Genomic DNA, 21142 nt, shown 5'->3' on the forward strand with positions numbered 1-21142 from the left:
CAGCTAAGCTGTGGCCTTTCGGACTCCGCGCCGCGCCGCCCGCCACGATGACAAGAATCACCGACATGCTGGACTTCGGCCCCGGGCTCGATATCGCAGCCCGCAGCAGCGCCAGCATCAGCAAACTGCAAGTGCCGGAAAACCAGGACAATCTGCTGGTCATCGATGCCAGCGGATGCGCGGTATTCCTGCGCGACCAAACCAGCCAATCGGCCACGCTCGCGAACTGGCCGCAAGGCCATGTGCGCCTCGCCGTTATGGACGGCATGGGTGGCCACGGCCACGGACGCGAGGCCGCCGAGGCGGTTGCCGACGGCCTGCTGCGCGTGCCCGCGTGCGGCACGGTGGAAGAACTGGGCGCGCACCTGGACCGCCTGCACGACGAACTTCAACAGCGCTTCCGCCAGCCCGGCGATACCGACAGCTTCCGCCGTCCCGGCACCACGCTCACGCTGCTGGAAATCCCGCCCGGCCAGGCGCCGATGCTGTACCACGCCGGCGATTCGCGGCTGTACGAAATCACCGCGCAAACCGTCCGGCCGCTGACGGTGGACCATGTGCCGGCCACCTGCTTCGCGATGCACGGGCTGCTGGGCGAAGAGGAATGGTGGCAGCAGGTGCACGGCGAGCACCGGCCGCAGATCTCGCAGGCCTACATCCTCGGCAACGCCTTCGCCAATCCGCAGGTGCTGGAGGACGGCCTGCTGCCGCTGGACGCGGCCAACCTGCCGCCGTTCCTGCGGCGCCTGTCCGACCGCCGCGCCGTAACGGTCCGCGCCGACGCCACCTATTTGCTGGCCACCGACGGCTTCTGGTCGTGCGGCCGTCCGCTGCCCTGGACCGCCCGCTGGCCGGCGCTGATGGTCCGGCCGGGCCACTCCGCCGGCGCCGCGCTCGACGCGTTATTCAACGATTACGCCGACCATCCGCCGGCCAATCTCCACATCGACAATGTGACCGCCATTGTGATGCGATTTGCGCAACCCGCGCCGCGCCCGGAGATCCGCAATCTTGACGAAACGGCACTGCCGGCCGCATCAATCCCGCCGTATTTTTGAGCGTTGACGAGGGGTAAGTGTTGCGTCTTGATCGCCGCATGTGCCTTAGGGCAAAAATATGCCGGTCAGGCGCGCGTTTAATTGCCAAGGACCGCGTAAACCGCATAAACTGACAGGTATTCCATCGGTCGGTATGCCATGAAAAAATGCAGTAATGCCCAGCATCCGCATTGCACCTATTGGGTCATGTCTGGAGAACAAGCTTGCGAAGGCGGTCACGCCCAAGCCGAGCCGTCCAGCTATGACCTGTTGAGCGCCGTGCGCAGCGCCCGCGCCGGTGGTCCGGCGACGACGCCGGCTGCCGCCGACACCAGCATCGCCGCGCCGCGTTTCGCCGCACCTTCCGCCGCATCATCCGCCATCATCAGCGCGCCATCGGGTTACGCCCGGCCGCTGCAACGCGCCCAATCCGAGCGCCCGCAACTGCATATCAGCGGCTTCGACCCGCGCGCGGCCGGCGGCCGTCAAACGCTGAAGATGGAACTGCGCGGCATGCCCGACGCCTGCGCGCCGCAATTGACGCTGCAACTGCAGTCGGACCTGATCCCCAACGGCGCGGCGCGCCAGCAGTTCGTGCGCGCCACCAATGGCGAATGGCGTCCGGTATTCGTCGAGTTTTCGTCGCGCGGCAAAGAGCACGGCCAATACCAAATCAGCATCGAGCTGCTTAGCCAGCACACCGGCATGGCGGCCCGCAAATGGGTGTGCACTTTCGTCATCCTGGTGCCGCGCCTCGACGCGACCCTGACCGAAATTCACCGCATCTTCCTGAGCACCCACAAGAACGTGCGCGTGATGGCGGACGACGCCTCCATCGCTCGCGTCAGCGCGCAAGGCGGCGACAGTCTCGATATCGACGTCACCGCCCGCAACGCCGGCATCGCGCACCTGGACCTGAACGCGCCGGCCGGCAAAGTGGACCTGGGCTTCACCACCATCGCCTGGGACGAAGACCTCATCGAGATCGACATCCCCGTCACCAACGCAGTACATCCGCACGCCAGCCGCGCGGCCAGCTTCGTCAACGCCGCGCCGGAGAGCGGCGCCCAGCGTCAGATTCGGCTGTTCGCGATGGAAGAATGCGTGCTGGGACGCTTTGAACTGGTCGATCCGGAATCCGACGTGATGCTGACCCATTACACCGCCGACGGCCAGGACACCAACGGCCTGACGCGGCGCCTGTCCGGCCGCCACGCGGTGATCCGCCGCTGCGGCCAGGGGTTTGAGATCGAAGACGTGTCCCGCTATGGCATCCTGCTCGACGGCGTCTGGCCAGGCAAGCACAAACCGACCACGCTGCGCCTCGGCATGCGCATTGAACTGAGCGCCAGCATCAAGGGCATAGTCGTGCTGTCGGTGTCGGCCATCATGCCGCACGGCGTGATCCTGCACCGCATCGACCAGGGCGCGAACGCCGAGTGCTTCTACGTGCTGATGCCGGAAACGCATCCCGGTTACCCCGTCAAATCGTTTGCCGCCGCGCCGCACGCGGCCGCGTTGCCGCTGCTGCTGCATCGCGATGGCGGCTTCTGGCACCTCGACCAGTTGACCGGCAAGGAGACCGCGCTGGCGCCGGGCGTATCGCTGGATAAACTGAGCCGCGTTCCGCGCCACAGCCGTTTCGCCAGCGATCCGTATCCGGAGCACTGGATCATCCGCACCGGCGCCGCCGACATGTACAACACCGTCGCTGCACGCGACATGCATACCGCCTAACGTATTTTCAGCGTCGCCTTCAACTGATCGAGCAGCGCCGCGACCTTCGGCGACATCGGGCGAGCCAACGGCCAGACCACGTGCAGCGGCAGGCCGTCGATCGCGCGCTCCGCCATCACCTCCACCACCGCGCCGGACGCCAGATGGTCGCGCACCAGCCACGTCGCCAGCTGCGCCACGCCCATATCCGCCAGTACCGCTGTCATCTGCGCCTCGCCGTCGCCCGCCATGATCCGGTGCTCCATGGTGCGGCGCTCTGTTTGTCCGCCGGCGGACGCGAACAGCCACGGACTCGCCGTGCCGTCGGCGCGTCCGTAGACGACGCAGTCGTGCAGCGCCAGGTCCGCGATGGAGTGCGGCGTGTCGCGCCGGGCCAGATAGGCCGGGGTGGCGCAGAAAATCAGGCGTTCGTCGCCCAGATGGACGTGTCCCAGCGATGCCGGCCAGTGCGCAGGCCCGCCAATGCGCACCGCTAAATCCAGCCCCTCCTCCTGCACGTCGACAAACCGGTCGGTGAAGGTGACCTGCGGTCGCAGGTTGGGATACTGCCCGCAAAAACGCAGCAACTCCGGCATGACGCGCATGCGGCCGAAGGTTGCCGGCAAGCCGATCACCAGACGGCCGGCCGGCTCGGCGTCCTGCGCCAGCGCGGCTTCGGTCTCGCCGAGCTCCATCAGCACGCGCCGGCAGGTCTCGTGGTATTTGCGGCCGGCGTCGGTCAGGGTCAGGCAGCGCGTGCTGCGTTCAAATAGCTTCACGCCGAGGCGCGTCTCCAGCCGCGCAAGGCTTTTGCTGACGGCGGAACTACTCAGTTGCAGCCGGGCGGCGGCCACGGTGAAGCTGCCGGCATCGGCGGCCTGCACGAAGTAAGCGATGTCCTTGAGGTGGTCGGAAGCGTGCATTTTTGCGGAATAAATTTCATGAATTGATTGAAATCTTATCGTAAATACGAAATCCCTTCGCGATTATCATTCCTTATCGCTTAAATGAAGGAGACTTCGCATGAAAAATACCGCATTAATCGTCGGCGCCAGCGGCGTGACGGGTAGCGCGCTGGCCGAACGGCTGCTGGGCAACGGCTGGTCGGTGCTTGGCCTGTCACGCGGCCGCACGCCACTGATGGCAGGCGTCGAACCGATACGCGCGGACCTGACCTCGCACGACGAGGTGACGCGGGCGCTGGCCGGGCGTGTCGTCACCCATGTGTTTTTTACCGCGTGGGCGCGCCAGGCCAACGAGAAGGAAAATATCCGTGTCAATGGCGCGATGGTGAGCAATGTGCTTGATGCTTTGCGTGACGCAGCGACGCTCAGGCACGCGGCGCTGGTGACGGGTTTGAAGCATTATCTGGGGCCTTTCGAGGCGTATGCGACCGGCGCGGTTCCCGAGACGCCGTTCCGGGAGGAGCAAGGACGCAAGCCGGTCGACAATTTCTACTATGAGCAGGAAGACCGTTTGTTTGCGGCGGCGGAGCGCGGCGGCTTTAGCTGGAGTGTCCATCGTCCGCATACGGTCATCGGTTACGCGGTGGGCAATGCAATGAATATGGGCTTGACCTTGGCCGTCTATGCGACGTTGTGCAAGGAGTCCGGGGCGCCGTTCGTGTTCCCGGGATCGCCGGCGCAATGGAACGGGTTGACGGATATGACCGACGCGCGGCTGCTGGCGGCGCATCTGGAATGGGCGGCGACCAGCACGGCGGGCGCCAACGAGGACTTCAATGTCGTCAATGGCGATGTGTTCAGGTGGAAGTGGCTGTGGCCCAAGCTGGCGGAGTACTTCGGCATCGAGGCGGGGCCGTTCGACGGGGATGTTCAGCCGTTGGAGGGACGGATGGATGACGCGCCGCGCGCGTGGACGGAGATCGCGGCCAGGCACGGGCTGGCGGAGGTTGATATCGGCAAGCTCGCGTCGTGGTGGCATACGGACGCGGACCTGGGCCGGCCGATGGAAGTCCTTGCGGATATGACCAAGAGCCGCAAGGCGGGATTTTTGACGTATCAAAGCACGCCGGACGCGTTTTTTGATTTGTTCGAGCGGTTGAAGGCGGAGCGTATCATTCCGGGCCGTGCATAACAGAGCCCGCGCACGGGCCCATACGCATGAATTACAGGTACTGCCCGCCCGCTGGCTTCTTGACCGGCAGCGGTATCCACTCGGTCTCGCCGGGCACCTTGTCGAAGCGCTGCGCCTCCCAATCCTCGCCGGCCTTCACAATGCGCTCCTTGCTCGACGAGACGAAATTCCACGACATGAAGCGCCGGCCATCCAGCGGCTCGCCGCCGATCACCACAAAGTGCGCTTCCGACGTCGCTTTCACCCGCTGCGTGCTGCCAGTATCGAGCAGCGCCATATTGTTCTTCTCCAGCGGCGTACCGTCGATCTCCACATCGCCGTCGATCGGATAGATCGCCGCTTCCTCCGGCAGTCCGCTCAGGGCCAGCTCCTGCCCCGCCTTCAACGTCACATCCAGATACAAGGTGCGGCTAAAGGTCTTGACCGGCGAGGTCCTGCCGAACGCGGTACCGATCAGCACCCGCACGCGCGCGCCGTCGACCGTCAGCTCCGGAATGTCGGCGGACGGCGTGTGGCAAAAGCCCGGCTCGTCCTCCTCGTGCGCCACCGGCAGCGCGGCCCACAGCTGCAGGCCGTGCGTGCGGTGCGGCTTGCCGACCAAATCCTTCGGCGTGCGCTCGGAGTGGACGATGCCGCGCCCCGCCGTCATCCAGTTGATCGCACCGGGTTCGATGCGCTGGAAGGTGCCGATGCTGTCGCGGTGATCCATCGCGCCCTCGAACAGATAAGTCACCGTCGCCAGCCCGATGTGCGGATGCGGACGCACGTCATGGTCGGCATCGACAGGCACATCGACGGGACCGAAATGGTCGAAGAAAATAAACGGGCCCACGGCCTGCTTGATGGCGGACGGCAGATAACGGCGCACGAGAAAGCCGCCGCCCAGATCCTTCTCATGGCCCTTCAACAGATTCGAGATTGTCATTGGCTTATCCCAGAACGGTGGTGACTTCCGTGGTCACGGACGTCATCAGTTTGTGGATCGGACATTTCTGCGCGGCGGCCAGCAACTCGGCGCGTTGGGTCTCGCTCAGATTACCCGTCAGGTGCAAGGTGGCGGCCAGGCGATAGACGCCCTGGCGCTCTTCACTGGCGTCGCGCTCCATGCTCACTTCCACATGTTCGAGCGGGATGTTCTTGCGCTTGGCGAACCAGACCACCGTAAGCGCCTTGCAGGCGCTCAGCGCCGCGTCGTACAGGTCGTGCGGCGACGGACCGGCGTCGTTGCCGCCCTCTTCCACCGAACCGTCGGTCGAGACGATGTGGTTGCGCACGTGGACGATGTGTCGCATCGGCAGCGATTGATCGCGCAGTACTTTGATAGTCATTCCGTGTTCCTTGTGGGCGGTAATCAGAACCCACAATTTACACCGTTTAGGAGAGTTTCGCCTCCCCTAAACGGGGAAGCGTCACACCACTTTCTTGACGAATTCCGTCTTCAGGCTCATGGCGCCGAAGCCTTCGATCTTGCAGTCGATATCGTGGTCGCTGTCGACCAGGCGGATGTTTTTGACCTTGGTGCCGACTTTGACGGTGCCGCCACCGCCCTTGAGCTTCAGATCCTTGATAACGGTGACGGTATCGCCATCCTGCAGAATGTTCCCGACCGAGTCGCGGTAGACGCGCGCGCCTTCGTCGGCGGCATCGGCGGCCGTCGCGCTCCACTCGTGCGCGCATTCCGGGCACACTAACTGGGCGCCATCTTCGTAGGTGAATTCGGAATTACATTTCGGGCATGGGGGCAAAGCGCTCATCGTTGGTCCTGGTGGTTGTACTGCAAAGAAGGCGGCAGTATACACCCCCATCCACTGCTAGACCAGTTTGCGGGCGACGCGGAAGCCGACGATATCATTGGCCAGCACCGCCGAGAAGCCGTTGCGCACCGAGGAGCGCAAGTAGCGCGGGTTGTACAGCCATGAGCCGCCGCGCAGTATCCGCCGTACGTTATCGCCGCCCTCCCCCCACGCGCTGCCATCGACCGGAGCGCCCACGTAGCTGTCGTGCACCACATCCTGGGTCCACTCCCACACGTTGCCGTGCATATCGAACAGGCCCCAGGGGTTGGGCGGGTAGGTGCCGGCCTTACTGGTCCCCTGGCGGAAGGCGCCGCGTGCACTGCCGTTGTAGGTGTAATTGCCGTCGTAGTTGGCCTGCTCGGTGGTGATGCTGTCGCCGAAGCTGAAGGCCGTCTTGGTGCCGGCGCGGCAGGCGTACTCCCATTCCGATTCGCTCGGCAAGCGGTAGGTCTGCCCGGTCTTTTCGGACAGCCAGCGCAGATACAGCTGCACGTCCATCCAACTGACGCCGATCACCGGATGGTCGTCGTCCTGGGCGAACCCGGGCGCGCGCCAGTCGGTATCGGACTGCGATTCCCAGCCGGTGGCGCGGACGAACTGGCGCCACTGGCCCACCGTCACCGGAAAGCGGCCCATCGCGATCGGCTGTTCGATGCCGACCCAGTGCTGCGGCGTCTCGCGGTCCAGCCAGTTTTTCTGAGCCCCGGCCTTGATCGCCACCGCGTGTTCGTGTTCGTGGGACCCCATCTGAAAACGTCCGGTGGGAATCAGCACCAGATCGGGACCGACACCGGTGCCGTCGATAAAGCGGTCGCGCAGCACACCGCTGGGATCGGCGACCGGGCTACCCGCCGTCGGCATCAGCGCGGCCAGTTCGGCGGCGTTGCGCTCGGCCAGTTGTTTGCGGTGGCGTTCCTGCTCCGAGCGATACGCCGCTTCGGCCTTCAGCTGCGCGGCCTTGCGTTGCAGTTCCTCGCGCTCGTCGCGGGCTTTCTTGGCGTCGGCGTCGCGGCGCGCCTGCAGTTGCTCGCGCAAGGTTTGCTTGCGCGCCAGCGCGGCGGCTTCCGCCTCCGCGCGCTGCTTGGCCTCCAGCGCGCGGCGTTGCTGGTCGAGCCGCACCTTCTCCAGCGCGGCCGCCTTGGCCTCGGCCTCGCGGCGCGCGGCCAGTTCCACCGCCTGCGCCTGACGCTTCTGTTCCGTCAGGCGGGCTTGCTCGGCCTGCGCCGCCAGCTCCTTCTTGCGCTGCCGCTCGCGCTCCAGCTGCTCCTGCTGGTCCTTCTCCTGTTGCGCGGCCTTCTGCGCCGCCTGCGCAGCCAGTTCCTCGTCGGTCGGCCCGGTGGCCCGCTGCAGCTGCGCCAGCAACTCGTTGACCGATGCCGGGCGCCGCTCCTGCTGATAGGCGAAGCCGGTTTGCAGCACCTGCCATTGGCGCTCATTCAAGCCATGCGGCGGTGATGGATGAAAGTCTGCCGGCCGCATGTCGTCGAACGGCATGCGGCCTTCCAGCAACTGGTAGATCATCACGGCCACCGCGTACACATCGAGCTTGGGCGCGGGCTGGCGTTGATGCGTGCCTGCTTCCGGAGCGCGATAGCCAACCGTCCCGGCGTTCGGCGTCTGCAGACCGAGGCTGCTGCCGGCGCTGCGCGCACGCGAGGCGATGCCGAAATCGAGCAGTTTGATTTCGTTGCGCAGGGTGAGGAAGACGTTTCCGGGCTTGATGTCGCGGTGAACCAGCTTGTGCTTCTCCCACGCGTATTGCAGCGCGTCGCCGACCGGCGAGAGCAGCTTGAAGACCGCCTCCAGCGGCAGCGGCCCTTGCGCGGCCAGGTAGGCATCCAGGTCCTGGCCTTCCAGGTATTCCATGATGATGAAATAGCTGGAGGTGGCCGGGTCCTGCGCCCATTCGTAGACGCGGACGATGTTCTCGTGCGCCAGCTTACGTGCCTGTGTCGCTTCCTCGATCAACAGCTTGGCGTGGGTGGCGCTTTGGGTCAGCTGCGGCGGCAGGATCTTCAGCGCGACCATCTCGCTGTGGCCCAGCTCCGCGTGCGTGGCCAGGTCGGTGGCCTGCCACACCTGCCCCATGCCGCCCATGCCGATCAGGCGCTCCAGCCGGTAGCGGCGGTTTTGCGGACCGATCTCCTGGCCCGACATCAGGCCCAGTTCCGTGCCCTGGCGCACCGGCATCGGGGCGGCCGTGACGCTGCCTCCCGGCGGCGCGTACTCCGCATCCAGGATGGCGTTCTTGCGACGGTCGAACTCTTGGAGGCTTAACAGACCGTCTTCATGTAAGGCCCGCAGTTCGCGGATCTTGTCTCTTGCCGTTTGCATCATTGACTGAAGTGTAACCGTTCCTGCTGTTTGGCGTTTTAGGTCAGTGGGACGCCGCATTGGGCGCAGAACTTGTCGTGGGGGTGGTCTATCCGCAAAGGGTGGCCGTTGACGCAGTAACCCACGCTTTTCGGCGTGGCCGGCAAAGGCACGCCGGCGCGCGCGACGCCGATGCCCAGTTGGCTCTGTGTCGTCAGCGCGCTGGCGCTCGCGGCGTTCTGCACGTTGAGCAGGTCGAGCTGATGGCGGCGATCCTTGTCCAGTTCCGCGTCGCGGTGCGCGCGCTCTTCGAGCACCCGTTCGTGGGCCTGCTGCTGCGCTTCGGCCGGCGTCATGCCATGTTCGGAAGCCACCACGTTGGCCAGCGCCTGTATCTGTTCGGCCGACATACCACCCTGGATCTGCATCTTCATGATCTGCGACAGCGCCTGCGCATTCGGCTCGGCGGCGGTGGCCACCTTGCCGGTGTCGCTCAAGCCGCCGATGGTTTCGATGCGCTTGATCTCATGCGATTGCTGCGCCAGCAGCACGTCGTACTCGCCCTTCCAACGCGCGAACTTCTCTTCGCGGTCGTGCTCCAGCTTTTTCAGCTCGCGCTGCCATTCGGCCTCCTGATCCTTTTGCTTGAGGATCTGGCGCTGCTCGTCGACCGCCAACTGGTCCAGCAATGCCTGTTTGCTGTTGGCCTGGTTCTGGCGCGCGTGGATGCCGTCCGCCTCGATCGTGCGCAGCAGCTTTTCGTACTGCGCGATGGAGTCGGCCTGTGCGCCGGCGCGCTTCAATTCCTCGATCTTCTGGTTGATCTCCGCCACCTGCACGGCGTTGGCGGCGTCCTTGACGGCGTCGCCGCGCAGCAGCTCGCGCTGGCGCGCCAGCGCAAGCTGGTCTTCCCATTCCTGCACCCGCTCGGCCTCCCGGCGGCGCGCCGCGCCGGCGAGGGTCATGCCCTGGATGCGCGCTTCGTGGGCTTCCGACTCCACTTGCAGTTCGCGCGCCTTCTCGTCTTTTTCGCGCTGGCGCAACGCCGCCAGCTCGTTGCGGCGGTGCGATTCGTCCTCGATCAGGAGCGCCTGGGCGATCTGGTTTTCAATCGCCTGCTGGCGCAGCTGGTGCGACAGGCGCTGCTGCGCCAACTGGCGCTGCTCGGCGGCGGTCTGCTGCAACACTTCCAGCTCGGTGCGCATTTTGATCTGCGCCAGCTGGCGCACATGCTCCCAGTCGGCCTGCTCGCCGGCGCGGTGCGACTTGCTCTTCGCCAGTTCGTGCTCCAGGTCGGCCAGGACGGTGCCGGCGCCTTTGTCCAGCGCCACCTTGCGGGTTTTCGATTCCATGACGCGGCTGTACAGCTCCACCTCGCGCGCGCGCAGCGACTGTATCCGCTCGCTTTCCTTCAACGTCAGCTCGGCCTTGTTGACGCTGGCATCCTGGCGCAGCTCGGCGCGGCGGAAGTCGGAGCGCATCTTCTGCTCCTCGCGCCAGATGGCCTGCCATTCCTCCTCGTCGTAGATCTGGTCGAGCTGTTTGACATGTTCGAGCTGCACGTGGCGCTCGTCGGCCACCAGCCACAAGGTGCCGATGCGCTCGCGGTTATGGTCGAATTTATCGTGGCGCAGCGCCGCCGTCTCGACCCGCTCCACCGCCAGGCCGTAGGCGGCCAGCCGCAGTTTGAGCGCGGCCTGCAGGCGCTCGTCCAGTTGCAGGCGCAGATCGGCGTTTTGCGCCATGTCGCGCATCGAGCGGCCGCCGACAAATTCGGCCGCCAGCTGGCGCACCGATGGCGACAGCAGTTCATGCAGGTGCAAGGTGCTGACGACGCCGGGCACGGTCATGAAGTGCTGCGCGAAGGCCGGCACGTTTTCGATGCGGATGGCGACGGTGAATCGCGCCGAAATTTTCAGGTGTTCGGCAGTTTGCAGGTCACTGAACGAAAACTCCACCGGCAACGGCGCGCTGCGGGTGATCAGTATCTCGGCGTTCTGGTTGCGCAGCAGGTGATTGAGCCGGGTGAAGAAGCCTTCGATCTCGTATTCGCCCTGCGGCACTTCGGTCGCCTTGTCGGCTTGCAGGATGTAGGCGCGCGAGGTGGCCGGCACGCGCAACGTCTTGGTGAAGATGCCGGACAAGGCGCTGACGCCGAAATACACCGCCAGCTCGTCGTCGCCGGGAATCCAGCGGTTGTCACGCAAAACCGGCTCGTTGCGCGGCGCGCCCAGGGTCAAACCGCAATGCTTGCAGTAGCCCGACTGGTCATCGTTTTTGTGCTCGCAACGCGGGCATTTAACGCCGCCAAAACCAAACATTTGGAACATGTCAGACTCCTTCTTCGATTCATCTTCCGTGCCACCCTGTCATCCGACGATTTTAGCAGGGCAAGCCGGTTTCATTCTTGCGCACGATTCAGCGCTAGCTTAAATCATGCCAATACGGTCTATACAGGCCAAAGTCGCGCCTTTTTGGCGCAAATCGGCCTTGAATCCGGGGGGCAGCCATTCCTCCCAGGCCTTGGGCAGCAGCACCCTGTCGCCCGCGCTGACTTGCCTTAGTATCAACTCCAGTTTCGGTTCGCGTCCCTCGACGGTGTCCACGCGGCCGGCATGCCATGCGCTCGAACAGCCGGTGGCGATGATGCGCCCGCGCGGCACGAATTCACGGCCGCGCGCCAGGCGGTCGGCCATCACCAGCGCCAGTTGGTACGAGCCGCCCTGGAAGCGCGGCTGGCCGAAGCGCACCACGCTGCGCCAGCGACCGAGCCCTTTGCCGTCGAAGTGGCGCGCCCCGGCCAGCGTCTGGCGGATGTCCTGCTGCGCGCTCAGGTCCAGCCCCGGCGCGGCGATGGTGTCTTCCTCGCTGTTGGCGGCGGCGGTGTGCGTGGCGTTGGCCGACACGTCGACGGCCGCCGGCCCGGCTTCGATCGGAAACACGCTGACCTCCACCCACGCCAGTTCATCGTTGACGCCTCCACTGTGCAGCGGGAACCAGGCGCGCACCGTCGACACGGCGGCCGACGGGTCGGCGTGTCCGGTCAAGGCGCCCAGGTGGGTCACTTGCATCGTGCCGACGGACGCGCTGCCGCCATCGGCACGGCCGGACAATTGACCGAGGTGCCATCTGTCGGACCAGCCGTGGGCGACGGTTTGCACACCCGCAGCGGGCTGGAACAGGCCGCGCACGGCGCGATCGGCCAACACAGCCGCCAGTTCCCAGTCGCGCTCCGCGTCGCCCGGCGCGATGTCCATGCTGAGGACGACCTGGTCGCGGCTGTCGAAACGCACCTCGGTATGCCGCGCCAGGCGGACCACTTCCTGCATACGTTCGGCGATCGCCGGAGCGCCGGGAACGCTGCATTTGACCTCGGCGCGGTTGGCGCGCGGACGGCGGCTGGCGGTGATGGTGAGGACACGGCCGTCCGCCAGGATGCTGCGGCATTCGGCGATGGTCGGCGTGGAGGTGATGGACAGGATGGTCATAGCGATGGCTCCACGCGCTCGACATATGGCGCACGGCGCAGCGACAAGCCGGTTTCCAGGTTGGCGCAGATGCGGTCCGCCTCGTCCAGCAATTGCGGCCATTGTTCATGGCCGGCCAGTTGTAGGCGCGCCAGCAGCGACCAGGCTTCATCCAGCGCGTCGCGGGCGATGAGCGTGTGGCGGCTGCGGCGGTTCTGGTCTGCTTCGGCCAGCGGCTGGTCGGGCGCGGCCCAGGCCAGGGCCGGCATGGTGGTGACGTTCAAGCTTGCCATGCCCAGACGCAGCAGCAACGCCTGATGCCGCTCGAAGAGGGGCAGGCCTTCCGGCAGTCGCAGCAACCGCAGTTCGCGGCTCACGGCGGGCAATTCCAGGAACAGCCGTCGTAAAGCTTGCGCATCGCTCTGAGGGGGCTTCAAATGGTGCTGCAGTGCGGCCGCCGACGCGGGAGGCAAGCCGGATGCCGGCAAGTCCAGCCTATGGAGCTCGACGGGCGCCGGCGCATCGAGGGTTGGCGCCGATGCGTTGGCGGCGGCGAGACGTTCGGCTTCCACCGCTTGCACGGCACGGGCCTTGAGTAGGTCGGCGAAATCGACTTGTTCACCCAGATCTACCGGCACGCAGTCGTCGACGGTCACGCCATAGCGCGTGTACATCAGTTGATTCAGTCCGGCGCGGAACGCATGCCATTCATCGAGCGAGGTGCAAGGCGGCAGATCCAGCGCGCCTTGCGCCAGCTCCGCCTGCAACGCCGCTTCCACGGACGCGCCAAAACCCGCCAGTTGCAGACGTCCCGATGTCTCGCTGTACAAATACAGGTCGAAGCGCTGTTGCGACACGCGCGGATTGGCCGCATCGATCACAAAGCGCAAGCGCAGGCCCCACTCGGGCGCGGCGGCGAACGGTATCAGGTCGACCGTGTAAGGGCCGGGATGGAAGCAGAACACCGATTCGCCCTGCTCGCACGACACCTTGCCCGACGCCGCGCGCCGCGCATGGCCTGCCGCATCGAAGACCACGACCGTGCTGTCGGCCGGCGCGACGTCGCCGTCGTCGAGCCGCAGCGCGATCAGGCTCACGCCCAGTCCACCGGTATCGGTGGATTGTTTGCGGCGGCGCGTAAAGAAACCCATAATCGGCTATGCGACCGGCTCGACGGCGAAACCGGCGCCGTACATTTGGAAATGCGGCGCCGGCGCGGTATCGAACGGCCAGGCGCGTTCGCACTCGCCGTCGGCGTCGAGCCGGCCTTGCAGCACGATGGCGCCGCCGCCGTCGATCACCCGCAACTGCGGCTGTTCGCTCAACAACCGGGCGGCAAACGGCGCTTGCGCCGACAGCGACAGGATCACCTGCCAGCCGCCATCCTGCGGCACAAAGTGCAGCGTCCAGTAATTGTCGTCGGTGACCAGCGCCTCCAGCGCAGCGGTGCTGGAGGCCGCGCGCAGCATGCCAGTGCTGCCGCTCCACTGCGCGTCGTTGGCCGCAGGGGCAGCCGCCGCGCGACGTTCCAGGGACAGTTGACGGAAGCGGCGCAGCGTCAGCGGCGACGCGGCCAGCGCCTGGCGCTCATTCGGCGTCAGCGCCCGGATGCCGTCGAGGGCCGCCAACAGTGTGGTGTCGGCCAGCATCAGCCGGTCGTCCGGCACGGCGCGGGCCAGCAGCGCGCGCTCGCGCAGCCGCGCGTCCAGCGCCTTGGCATCCTGCTCGTCTTGTGCTGAATTCAATTCGTTCTCCTTCATTTCGCCGCACTGGCGGCGTGCAGCTTGTCGATCGCTTCGTTGCGGCGCTTGCGCAGCGTCGGCATCGAAATCCGGTCCAGCGCCGCCAACTGCTGCAATGTCGGCAGCTCGCCGGTGGCCGGGTCCAGCCAGGCATCCGGATAGGTATCGTCGGCGGCGCCCAGCAGCTTGTGATACACGGCCAGGCGTATCGGCAGCGACTCGTCGTGCAGAACGCGCAGCATCCAGCTACCGGCTTGCTGCGCGGCCCGCGCCAATTCCATGTAGCGGGGGGGCAGGGAAAGCGCGCTGGCCGCTTCCTGCTCCGCCGCCAGGGCGGCCGGCTCCGGTATCGGCGGGGCGTTGCCGTCGTCGTCCAGGCTGGCGTCAACGCCCTGCTCCTCCGCCTCGAATCCCTCCGGGGCGGGAGCGGCCAGTATGCGATCGTCATCTGGCACGCCGCCTTGCACCTCCTGCCGCTCGGATTCGCCGGTCACGCGCCAATAGTCTTCCAGCCATGACGCGGCCTCGCCGGCTTCGCCCTGCCAGTCGTCCACACGGTCCATGTTCGAGGACAGCTCCTCATAATCGCCGATTTCGGCCAGCATCGCCGCGATTTTGTCCGGACTGTTTTTCAGGCTCGCGAAACGCTTGGAGCGGGTGTGCAGCGGCCCGGGAGACCCGCCGAAGCGTTCCAGCGATTCGCTCCAACGGATGATCCACTCCGCCCTGCAACCGCCTATTGACTTCATCTGCCGCACTTCGATAGGGCTGCCTTCCAGCGTCCGGCCCAATATCGCCCCAACTTGGGCCTCGTGCTCCTTCCAGGCGGCGAACAAGGCGGCGATCTCGCGATAAGCCGTATCCAGCATCCGGTACGTGTAGATTTTATTGGGCGAGCAATCACGCCCCGTGGTGACGATGTAGTTGTCGGCGTCGACCTTGTCGCGCAGTCCGGCGTACATGTCGTTGACCTTTTTGCGCATCATGCCGTCGGCCGCCGCGTCCAGCCAGAAAGCGCCGCTGCGCGCGTGTTCGACGGCCACCGCGGCCACGAAGGCTTGCCAGAAGCCGGGATGCGCCTGCAGTTCATACAACAAGCCGAGCGACAGCTCGTAGACGCTTTCGCCATAGCTGTTGCCCTCCGCCTCGCCGCGCGTCGACCGGGCACCCGCGTGCAGGGCCGCAGCCACCGCGTCGGTATAGCTGTCGAGCAGCTCCGCGTGCGGACTTGGTTCGAGCATCTGCTGCATCTCAATCCGCCGGAAAGCCTGCAACGAGCAGTGTCCCAACAGCTTGCGCACTTGTTCCCAGCCGTGCTCCTGGTACCGGGTTCCTGGCAACCGCATAAGGTCCTGTAAATGATGGAAAAACAAAAAATGGGCGCTATGGCTCACGCTTATAAATAATGCCACAGACGGACCGCTTTCATTATCCCGTTTACAAGCCTATTTCCCCTTCTGTTCACGCTTCTGCTCCCGCCGTTGCGTCGCCAGTGTGGACAGCACCGCCGCAACCACCGGCGCCGCGTGCGCGCCGCCGGTGACGTCGGAATGGCTGACGAAAGCCGCCATCGCCAGCCGGTGGGTCTGGCCGGGCAGGCTGCCCGGTTCCAGCCAGCCGGTGAACCAGACGGTGGCCGTGTCGTCGCCGGTGGGCGCGGTGCCGGTTTTTCCGTACAAGCCGGGACGCACGGAGGCCAGCGCGGCGCCGCCGAAGGCGCCGGCGCCGGTGCCGACATCGACCACGCCCTTCATGCCGGCCCTGATACGGTCCAGGCGGACGCCGACCGGCTTCATGGCCGGGGCCACGCTGTCCGAACCATCGAGCGACAGCAGCATGCGCGGCGCCACCACCTTGCCCTGCCCGACCGCCGCCGACGCCAGCGCCATTTGCAGCGGCGTCACCTGCATGCGCAGGCCGATCGCCATCTGCCGCAGCTCGTGGCGGGTGTGGATGGTGTCGATGTGGGCCGGCGTCGCCTGCAGCGCATCCCAGCCGCGCCAGTTGAAGTCCGCCGGCAGCAACCCGCCGTCGAGGCGCATGGATTGCTCGAAGCCGAGACGGTGCGCCGCCGCCACGATCGGCCGCACGCCATCGAGGGCGTCCGCGTCCAGCGCCTGCAGGTCTGGCGCGCCGCCGTCGGGCCGGCCGAACAGGCTATGGTCGCTCAGTTCGCCGGACCAGGCGAACCAGGTATTGAGGCTGTAGGTGAGCGCCTGCGCCAGTCCCAGGCGCCCCTCCTGTGCGCGCCGGTCGAGGCTTTGCTCGCGATAGTTGGTGATGTGCGCCAGCTTGGGATTGAGCGGATAGGTCGCGGCGTCGGTCTGGAAGCCGAAGCCGCGCTGCGATGCCAGGCGATTGATGGCAGGCAGCGCCATGCCGCCCAACAGCGCATCGATCTGCGGATCGGTTTTGGCTGCCATTTCGAGTCCCAGCGCGCTGACAACCTTGAAGGTGGACCCCGGACTTTGATGGGCGCCGCCATCGTGCTGCAACGCCGGCAGGCGCAGGGGGCTGCGCGCGGGGCTGGTGCGGTCGAAGTCACGCACCTCGGCCCAGTTGCCGCTGTTAAGTTCCCCCGCGCCGGCGCCGGCGGCGGCCAGCACGTCACCGGTTTCGGTATCGAGGATCACAAGCCCCGCATGACGGCCCTCCGGCGCGGCCTGGCCGCCGACGCAGCCCTTGCCATCCCAGCGCCCCTGGCGCATGCCGACGCAGTCGAGGATGCGCTGGCCCAGCGCCTGCAACGGCAGGTCGAGCGTGAGCCTGGCGTCGACCTGCGCGCCCGCCGACGGCAGCCGCGCAAGCATGCCTGCGACGCTGTTGGCATGCTCCGGGCCGACGCCCAGCAGCGGCGCCAGGCCGGCATCGATGGCCGGCTGCGTCGGCGCGCCGTCGGTCCACAGCGGCGTGCCGTTGCGGTCTTCCAGCCGCACCGGCGCCGGCGCGGGAGCGGCAGCGCGGGCGGGGTTGGCGCCGGCGTCCGTCAGCGCGAGCGCCTGCCAACTCACGCGGCCGCCGGCAACGCGCAGATGGCGGTACTTCTGGTCTTCCGGCGCGCTGAAGTCGAGCGGCCGCAGGCTTAGCGACACCTCGCGGGCACCGGCTTGCAGCGTCAGCGCCAGTTCCTGCACATCGCCCTTGCCGGCGCACGCGCGGCCGGTGCAGGCGGCTGACAGTTGGACGCTGGCGCCGGTGACACCGCCGCCTTCGACGCGGCCCGCCACCATCATCCGCAGCACTTCGCCGCCAGCCGCGGGACGCGGCAGCGCCAGCGTTAAGCGCATCACCGGATGCTCCCCGGGCGTCTCGCCCGCCTGCGGCCAGTGGGCCACACGCGTCCACGGCTGCCAGCTCTGCGGCAACGACGCGAACAAGCGCGAGGCGGCGACCGGCATCTGGCCGGTGGTGGCCACCATCACTGGCGCGCCGCCGGCGTTCGACGGCCCCGCCACGCTAGCGTTCCAGTCCAGCACCATGCCGGCGGGCGCCTTGACCCGCCACGCCAGCAGCCGGCGCTCGCTGTTATAGATGTCGATCTGCTCACGGACGTAGGCGCCATCGGCCTGATGGTACAGGCGCTTGAACAATTTGGTGGTGGCCGTATCGGCCTTGACTTGCTTCCAGTCCGCCAGCTCCGCCGCGCGCGCGGACGCGCCGGCGGCCAGCCATTGGGGCAGATCCCGCGGAGCCAGTTCGATGGTGCCGGCGGCGTTCAGGCGCACCAACCCATGCTCTTGCAATGCAAGGAACAGCGCCTCGTCTTCCAGCGCGCCGGGGGGCGACGCGGGAACCTGATACCGCCCCGCCGCCAGATACGCGCCGACCGCCTTGCCGCGCGCCGGGAACGCGGTGACCAGCGCGGAATCCGGCGCGGTGGAAGTATCACCCGCCGGACGGTATATCCGCACCAGCAGCTCGCCCGCTTGCGGGCACATGACGTTGGCCCGCCGTTCGATGCGCAGGGCCGATGCCGCGCCCCATAACAGCCATCCTTGCTGGCGCAGCGCGACCCGGCCGCTGGCGCCCTGCTCGACCTGGCCCAAACCGGCGTCGCTCAGCCACCGCACGTCGACCCGGCGGCTGTTCCATTTCAGTTGCAGCGGTTCGCTGAGGGGATCGGTGAAGTCGGCGCGCGCCGTGCCTTCGATCTGCACTTCCGGCATCGCGTCCGCTCCCGCCCCGCTGTCGGACACCAGCAGTACATTGCGCAGCGAGATCTGCACATCGGATTCCTGGTTGCGCGCGACCCAGCGTTTGACGTCGTCGAAGCGGTAGCCGATCCGCAGCGGCAGCAAACGCCCATCGTTCCCGCCCGGGCTGCGCAACTGGCTGCACAGGTCCACCCGCACCGTCGGCGCGGCTTGCATGCCCGCAGCCACCAGCAAGACACCGCCGGGATAAAGACTGGTGCTGATGCCAGGCTGCGACGGCACAGTGAACGCTACGCCGGGCATGGCGGATTGATAGGCGTTGGCGGCCCGTATGTTGTTGGCCGCCTCCGACGTACTGGCGGTGGTAGCCGCCAGATGGCGCGCGTGGCCGGCGATTACCGCGCCGCCACCGGCGGCGACGCAGACGGCGGCGGCCATGATCCAGAGAGCGCGGCGCGACCCGGCCTTGGGATGAATGGGAGCGGTATCAGCATCGAGACGGATCAGTTTTAGCGCCGGACGGCCCGGTTTGGACGAATCACCGCGTTCACCGGCGCGCAGGTTGGCCCGCCGGCGGCGCGCGCGGCGGCGCTCGGCCCAAGCTTGCAGAAAAGTGCTGATGAATGGCGGCATATTGCCCCTCGCGCTGGTGGACGGTGTCTCCCAGCCTTAGCGGAGGGCCGGAGAAAGCTAGCGGCCTCAACGGGTTTATCGCGCCTATTCGCAGTTCGCGCCGCGAAAAACGCGGCTCGTCGCAATCCCGTGGCGCCTTGACGGGGCCTGGCCTAAAGTGAGCACATCGAAACACACTTTTAACCACTGAATCAACCACCGAAAGGAAGCAAAATGAACGTCCTGAAAAACTTCGAAGCCGCATTCATCATCACCTTGGGCCTGGTATTCGCCGCCGACTACGCGCTGCAAGCCCCGGTACAAGAGCAGGTGTCGGCCCAGGAAATGCAAGTGGTCGTCGTCAGCGCCAAACGTCTGACCGAAGAGCAGAAAAAACAACTGTTCATCGACGAGAACAAAACCGCGCTGGCTACCGACGTCTCCACGTCGACCAAGATTTGAACGCGCGCCACCCCTTCGCCTGTACGCACATTCCAACCCACGCGTAACAGGCGAAGCCGGCCACCTCCCCCCCTCCGCAACGCCCCCCCACGCCCCTATCCGTACGCCAGCGTACAAATCACCCCCGCATGTTTGTGTCATATGTAAAAAGTTGCATCATTCGGCGCAACCGCGATACGCGCTTGATATAGTTCGTCCATGCGCCGCAATCGACGCACGCAATCGACGCAGCCCAGGAGAACATCATGATCAAACGCTCGCACACCATATTCGCCGCCGCCATGCTCGCGCTGAGCGCCGCCGCTTTCGCTCCCGCCACCGCGTCCGCGCAGGTCGGCCTGAGCATCGTCATCGGGGACGCCCCGCCGCCACCGCGCTTCGAGAGCGTGCCGGTCGCCCGGCGCGGTTATGTGTGGGCGCCCGGTTACTGGAACTGGGACGGTCACCGCCACGTATGGGCCGCCGGCCGCTGGGAAGCCGAGCGCCGTGGCGCCCAATACCGCCGCGCCGAATGGATACGCGACAACGACGGCTGGCGCCTCGATCAAGGCGGCTGGGTCACCGTGGACCCGCGTCCGATGCAGGTCGACTATGTCACCATCGCCCCGCCGCCGCCACGCTATGAAGTCGTGCCGCCGCCGCGCGCCGGGTATATCTGGGCGCCCGGTTATTGGGACTGGCGCGGCAACCGCCATATTTGGGTAGGCGGCAATTGGGTCGGCGCCCGCCCCGGTTACGTCTACACCCAGCCGCGCTGGATCGAACACGGCGGCCGCTGGGAGCGTCAGGACGGTCGCTGGGAGCGCGGTCCGAACGGCGACCGCGATCACGACGGCATCCCCAACCGCTACGACCGTCACGACGGCCGCGACTATCGCGACCACCATCGTGGCGACTACCGCAACGATTACCGCAGCAGCGGCCGTGGCGACCGCGATCGGGACGGCGTGCCGAACCGGTATGACCGCGACCGCGATGGCGACGGGGTACCGAACCGCTACGATCACCGTCCCGACAATCCGCGCCGCGACTGACCGCGGTGCCGATGAACGAGACAGGGTTTGAAGAGTTGGCCACGGCCGCCTACAAGGGCGAGCGCGTGGCCGCTCGTCGTTTGGCGGCGCGGATGCGGTTGACGGAGGCCGACGCGCTGCGTCAGGTGTTGACGGGTGTGGCGGGACTGGCGGGGTTGGCCCGTTTGCTGGATGAACGCGCGCAAGCGCGTTTGCGCGACGAAGCGCTGCGTGCCGCCAGGACGCAGGAGAAGCTGCAGTCGGAGGCTTTGCGCAAGGCGCGCATGGAGCCGCCGGGCGACGCCTGGCGCGGGTGGTTCGACGGTTCGGCGCATCCCAATCCGGGACAGATCGGTATTGGCGCGCTCCTTTGCGGACCTGCGGGCGAGCGTTTGGAGATCAGCCGGCGCGCGGGTTATGGCAATAGCGGTGAGGCGGAGTATCTGGCGTTGAGCGCGCTGCTGGAGGCGGCGGTGAGCTTGGGCGCGAAGGATTTGGTGGTGTATGGCGACAGCCGGGTGGTGGTCGATGACGTCAATCTGAGCACGCAGGCCGTTGCTGCGGGACGGGGCGCTAAGGGGTTGGAGGCGCATCGGGCGCGCGTGATGGATTTGCTGGCGCCGCTGGGGATGGTGAGCTTGCGGTGGGTGCCGCGTCACCGGAATGGGGACGCGGACCGGTTGTCGCAGTTGGCCATTGACGGGGCGCCATGATTGCATGCGCCGGCGGCGGC

Annotated in this window: 16 protein-coding genes and 2 pseudogenes; 7 read left to right on the forward strand and 11 right to left on the reverse strand. The window is 66.4% G+C overall.

Features of this window, described 5'->3' with window-relative positions:
• The first annotated feature begins 47 nt into the window (after positions 1–47).
• Both NHH88_21310 and NHH88_21315 read left to right on the forward strand, forming a co-directional pair.
• Entirely contained in the window at positions 48–1058 is a 1011-nt protein-coding gene (locus NHH88_21310) for a protein phosphatase (GenBank protein USX12225.1), read from the forward strand.
• A 186-nt stretch (positions 1059–1244) separates the two neighbouring features.
• A complete protein-coding gene (locus NHH88_21315; protein USX12226.1) occupies positions 1245–2774 on the forward strand; it encodes an FHA domain-containing protein in 1530 nt (509 codons plus the stop codon).
• On the opposite strand, the gene NHH88_21320 is transcribed toward NHH88_21315, so the two are convergent.
• Complete coding sequence (locus tag NHH88_21320; protein USX12227.1) at positions 2771–3676, reverse strand: LysR family transcriptional regulator; 906 nt, start codon at positions 3674–3676, stop codon at positions 2771–2773. The two genes, NHH88_21315 and NHH88_21320, sit on opposite strands and share 4 nt — an antisense overlap.
• 100 nt (positions 3677–3776) lie before the next feature.
• Here NHH88_21320 and NHH88_21325 point away from each other — a divergent pair, with 100 nt between their 5' ends.
• The gene (locus NHH88_21325; GenBank protein ID USX12228.1) at positions 3777–4850 is read left to right on the forward strand and encodes an SDR family oxidoreductase; all 1074 of its coding nucleotides are present in this window, start codon (positions 3777–3779) and stop codon (positions 4848–4850) included.
• A 31-nt stretch (positions 4851–4881) separates the two neighbouring features.
• On the opposite strand, the gene NHH88_21330 is transcribed toward NHH88_21325, so the two are convergent.
• The 10 genes from NHH88_21330 to NHH88_21375 form a co-directional block, all read right to left on the reverse strand.
• A complete protein-coding gene (locus NHH88_21330) occupies positions 4882–5775 on the reverse strand; it encodes a pirin family protein (protein ID USX12229.1) in 894 nt (297 codons plus the stop codon).
• Between the two features lie 4 nt (positions 5776–5779).
• The gene (locus NHH88_21335; protein USX12230.1) at positions 5780–6178 is read right to left on the reverse strand and encodes an OsmC family protein; all 399 of its coding nucleotides are present in this window, start codon (positions 6176–6178) and stop codon (positions 5780–5782) included.
• Between the two features lie 81 nt (positions 6179–6259).
• Complete coding sequence (locus tag NHH88_21340) at positions 6260–6604, reverse strand: zinc ribbon domain-containing protein YjdM (protein USX12231.1); 345 nt, start codon at positions 6602–6604, stop codon at positions 6260–6262.
• 57 nt (positions 6605–6661) lie between these two features.
• Entirely contained in the window at positions 6662–8983 is a 2322-nt protein-coding gene (locus NHH88_21345) for an SUMF1/EgtB/PvdO family nonheme iron enzyme (protein ID USX12232.1), read from the reverse strand.
• A gap of 35 nt (positions 8984–9018) precedes the next feature.
• Entirely contained in the window at positions 9019–11289 is a 2271-nt protein-coding gene (locus NHH88_21350; GenBank protein ID USX12233.1) for a hypothetical protein, read from the reverse strand.
• A gap of 99 nt (positions 11290–11388) precedes the next feature.
• Positions 11389–12447: a hypothetical protein gene (locus NHH88_21355; protein USX12234.1), complete on the reverse strand. Its 1059-nt coding sequence runs from the start codon at positions 12445–12447 to the stop codon at positions 11389–11391.
• Positions 12444–13577, reverse strand: a complete 1134-nt coding sequence (locus tag NHH88_21360; GenBank protein USX12235.1) for a hypothetical protein — start codon at positions 13575–13577, stop codon at positions 12444–12446. Before NHH88_21360 ends, NHH88_21355 begins: the two co-directional genes overlap by 4 nt.
• 6 nt (positions 13578–13583) lie before the next feature.
• The gene (locus NHH88_21365; GenBank protein USX12236.1) at positions 13584–14186 is read right to left on the reverse strand and encodes a hypothetical protein; all 603 of its coding nucleotides are present in this window, start codon (positions 14184–14186) and stop codon (positions 13584–13586) included.
• Entirely contained in the window at positions 14183–15514 is a 1332-nt protein-coding gene (locus NHH88_21370; GenBank protein ID USX12237.1) for a hypothetical protein, read from the reverse strand. The genes NHH88_21365 and NHH88_21370 overlap by 4 nt, the downstream gene beginning before the upstream one ends.
• A 99-nt stretch (positions 15515–15613) precedes the next feature.
• A complete protein-coding gene (locus NHH88_21375; GenBank protein ID USX12238.1) occupies positions 15614–18955 on the reverse strand; it encodes a penicillin-binding transpeptidase domain-containing protein in 3342 nt (1113 codons plus the stop codon).
• Between the two features lie 213 nt (positions 18956–19168).
• Between NHH88_21375 and NHH88_21380 the strand changes: the two genes are divergently transcribed.
• From NHH88_21380 to NHH88_21395, 4 genes and pseudogenes are all read left to right on the forward strand, one after another.
• Complete coding sequence (locus NHH88_21380; GenBank protein ID USX12239.1) at positions 19169–19396, forward strand: hypothetical protein; 228 nt, start codon at positions 19169–19171, stop codon at positions 19394–19396.
• 281 nt (positions 19397–19677) lie between these two features.
• Positions 19678–19835: pseudogene (locus NHH88_21385) on the forward strand (hypothetical protein).
• Between the two features lie 163 nt (positions 19836–19998).
• Positions 19999–20430 (forward strand): annotated as a pseudogene (locus NHH88_21390) (hypothetical protein).
• A gap of 11 nt (positions 20431–20441) precedes the next feature.
• Complete coding sequence (locus tag NHH88_21395) at positions 20442–21122, forward strand: ribonuclease HI family protein (protein USX12240.1); 681 nt, start codon at positions 20442–20444, stop codon at positions 21120–21122.
• The last annotated feature ends 20 nt before the right edge of the window (positions 21123–21142 follow it).

The organism is Oxalobacteraceae bacterium OTU3CAMAD1, from assembly GCA_024123915.1.
Lineage (GTDB): Bacteria > Pseudomonadota > Gammaproteobacteria > Burkholderiales > Burkholderiaceae_D > Rugamonas.

What these genes read in the sequence shown, in the direction of transcription:
- NHH88_21310 (USX12225.1), top strand. Translation starts at nt 48, where the DNA reads ATGACAAGAATCACCGACATGCTGGACTTCGGCCCCGGGCTCGATATC.
- NHH88_21315 (USX12226.1), top strand. Translation starts at nt 1,245, where the DNA reads ATGTCTGGAGAACAAGCTTGCGAAGGCGGTCACGCCCAAGCCGAGCCG.
- NHH88_21320 (USX12227.1), bottom strand. Translation starts at nt 3,676, where the DNA reads ATGCACGCTTCCGACCACCTCAAGGACATCGCTTACTTCGTGCAGGCC.
- NHH88_21325 (USX12228.1), top strand. Translation starts at nt 3,777, where the DNA reads ATGAAAAATACCGCATTAATCGTCGGCGCCAGCGGCGTGACGGGTAGC.
- NHH88_21330 (USX12229.1), bottom strand. Translation starts at nt 5,775, where the DNA reads ATGACAATCTCGAATCTGTTGAAGGGCCATGAGAAGGATCTGGGCGGC.
- NHH88_21335 (USX12230.1), bottom strand. Translation starts at nt 6,178, where the DNA reads ATGACTATCAAAGTACTGCGCGATCAATCGCTGCCGATGCGACACATC.
- NHH88_21340 (USX12231.1), bottom strand. Translation starts at nt 6,604, where the DNA reads ATGAGCGCTTTGCCCCCATGCCCGAAATGTAATTCCGAATTCACCTAC.
- NHH88_21345 (USX12232.1), bottom strand. Translation starts at nt 8,983, where the DNA reads ATGATGCAAACGGCAAGAGACAAGATCCGCGAACTGCGGGCCTTACAT.
- NHH88_21350 (USX12233.1), bottom strand. Translation starts at nt 11,289, where the DNA reads ATGTTCCAAATGTTTGGTTTTGGCGGCGTTAAATGCCCGCGTTGCGAG.
- NHH88_21355 (USX12234.1), bottom strand. Translation starts at nt 12,447, where the DNA reads ATGACCATCCTGTCCATCACCTCCACGCCGACCATCGCCGAATGCCGC.
- NHH88_21360 (USX12235.1), bottom strand. Translation starts at nt 13,577, where the DNA reads ATGGGTTTCTTTACGCGCCGCCGCAAACAATCCACCGATACCGGTGGA.
- NHH88_21365 (USX12236.1), bottom strand. Translation starts at nt 14,186, where the DNA reads ATGAAGGAGAACGAATTGAATTCAGCACAAGACGAGCAGGATGCCAAG.
- NHH88_21370 (USX12237.1), bottom strand. Translation starts at nt 15,514, where the DNA reads ATGCGGTTGCCAGGAACCCGGTACCAGGAGCACGGCTGGGAACAAGTG.
- NHH88_21375 (USX12238.1), bottom strand. Translation starts at nt 18,955, where the DNA reads ATGCCGCCATTCATCAGCACTTTTCTGCAAGCTTGGGCCGAGCGCCGC.
- NHH88_21380 (USX12239.1), top strand. Translation starts at nt 19,169, where the DNA reads ATGAACGTCCTGAAAAACTTCGAAGCCGCATTCATCATCACCTTGGGC.
- NHH88_21395 (USX12240.1), top strand. Translation starts at nt 20,442, where the DNA reads ATGAACGAGACAGGGTTTGAAGAGTTGGCCACGGCCGCCTACAAGGGC.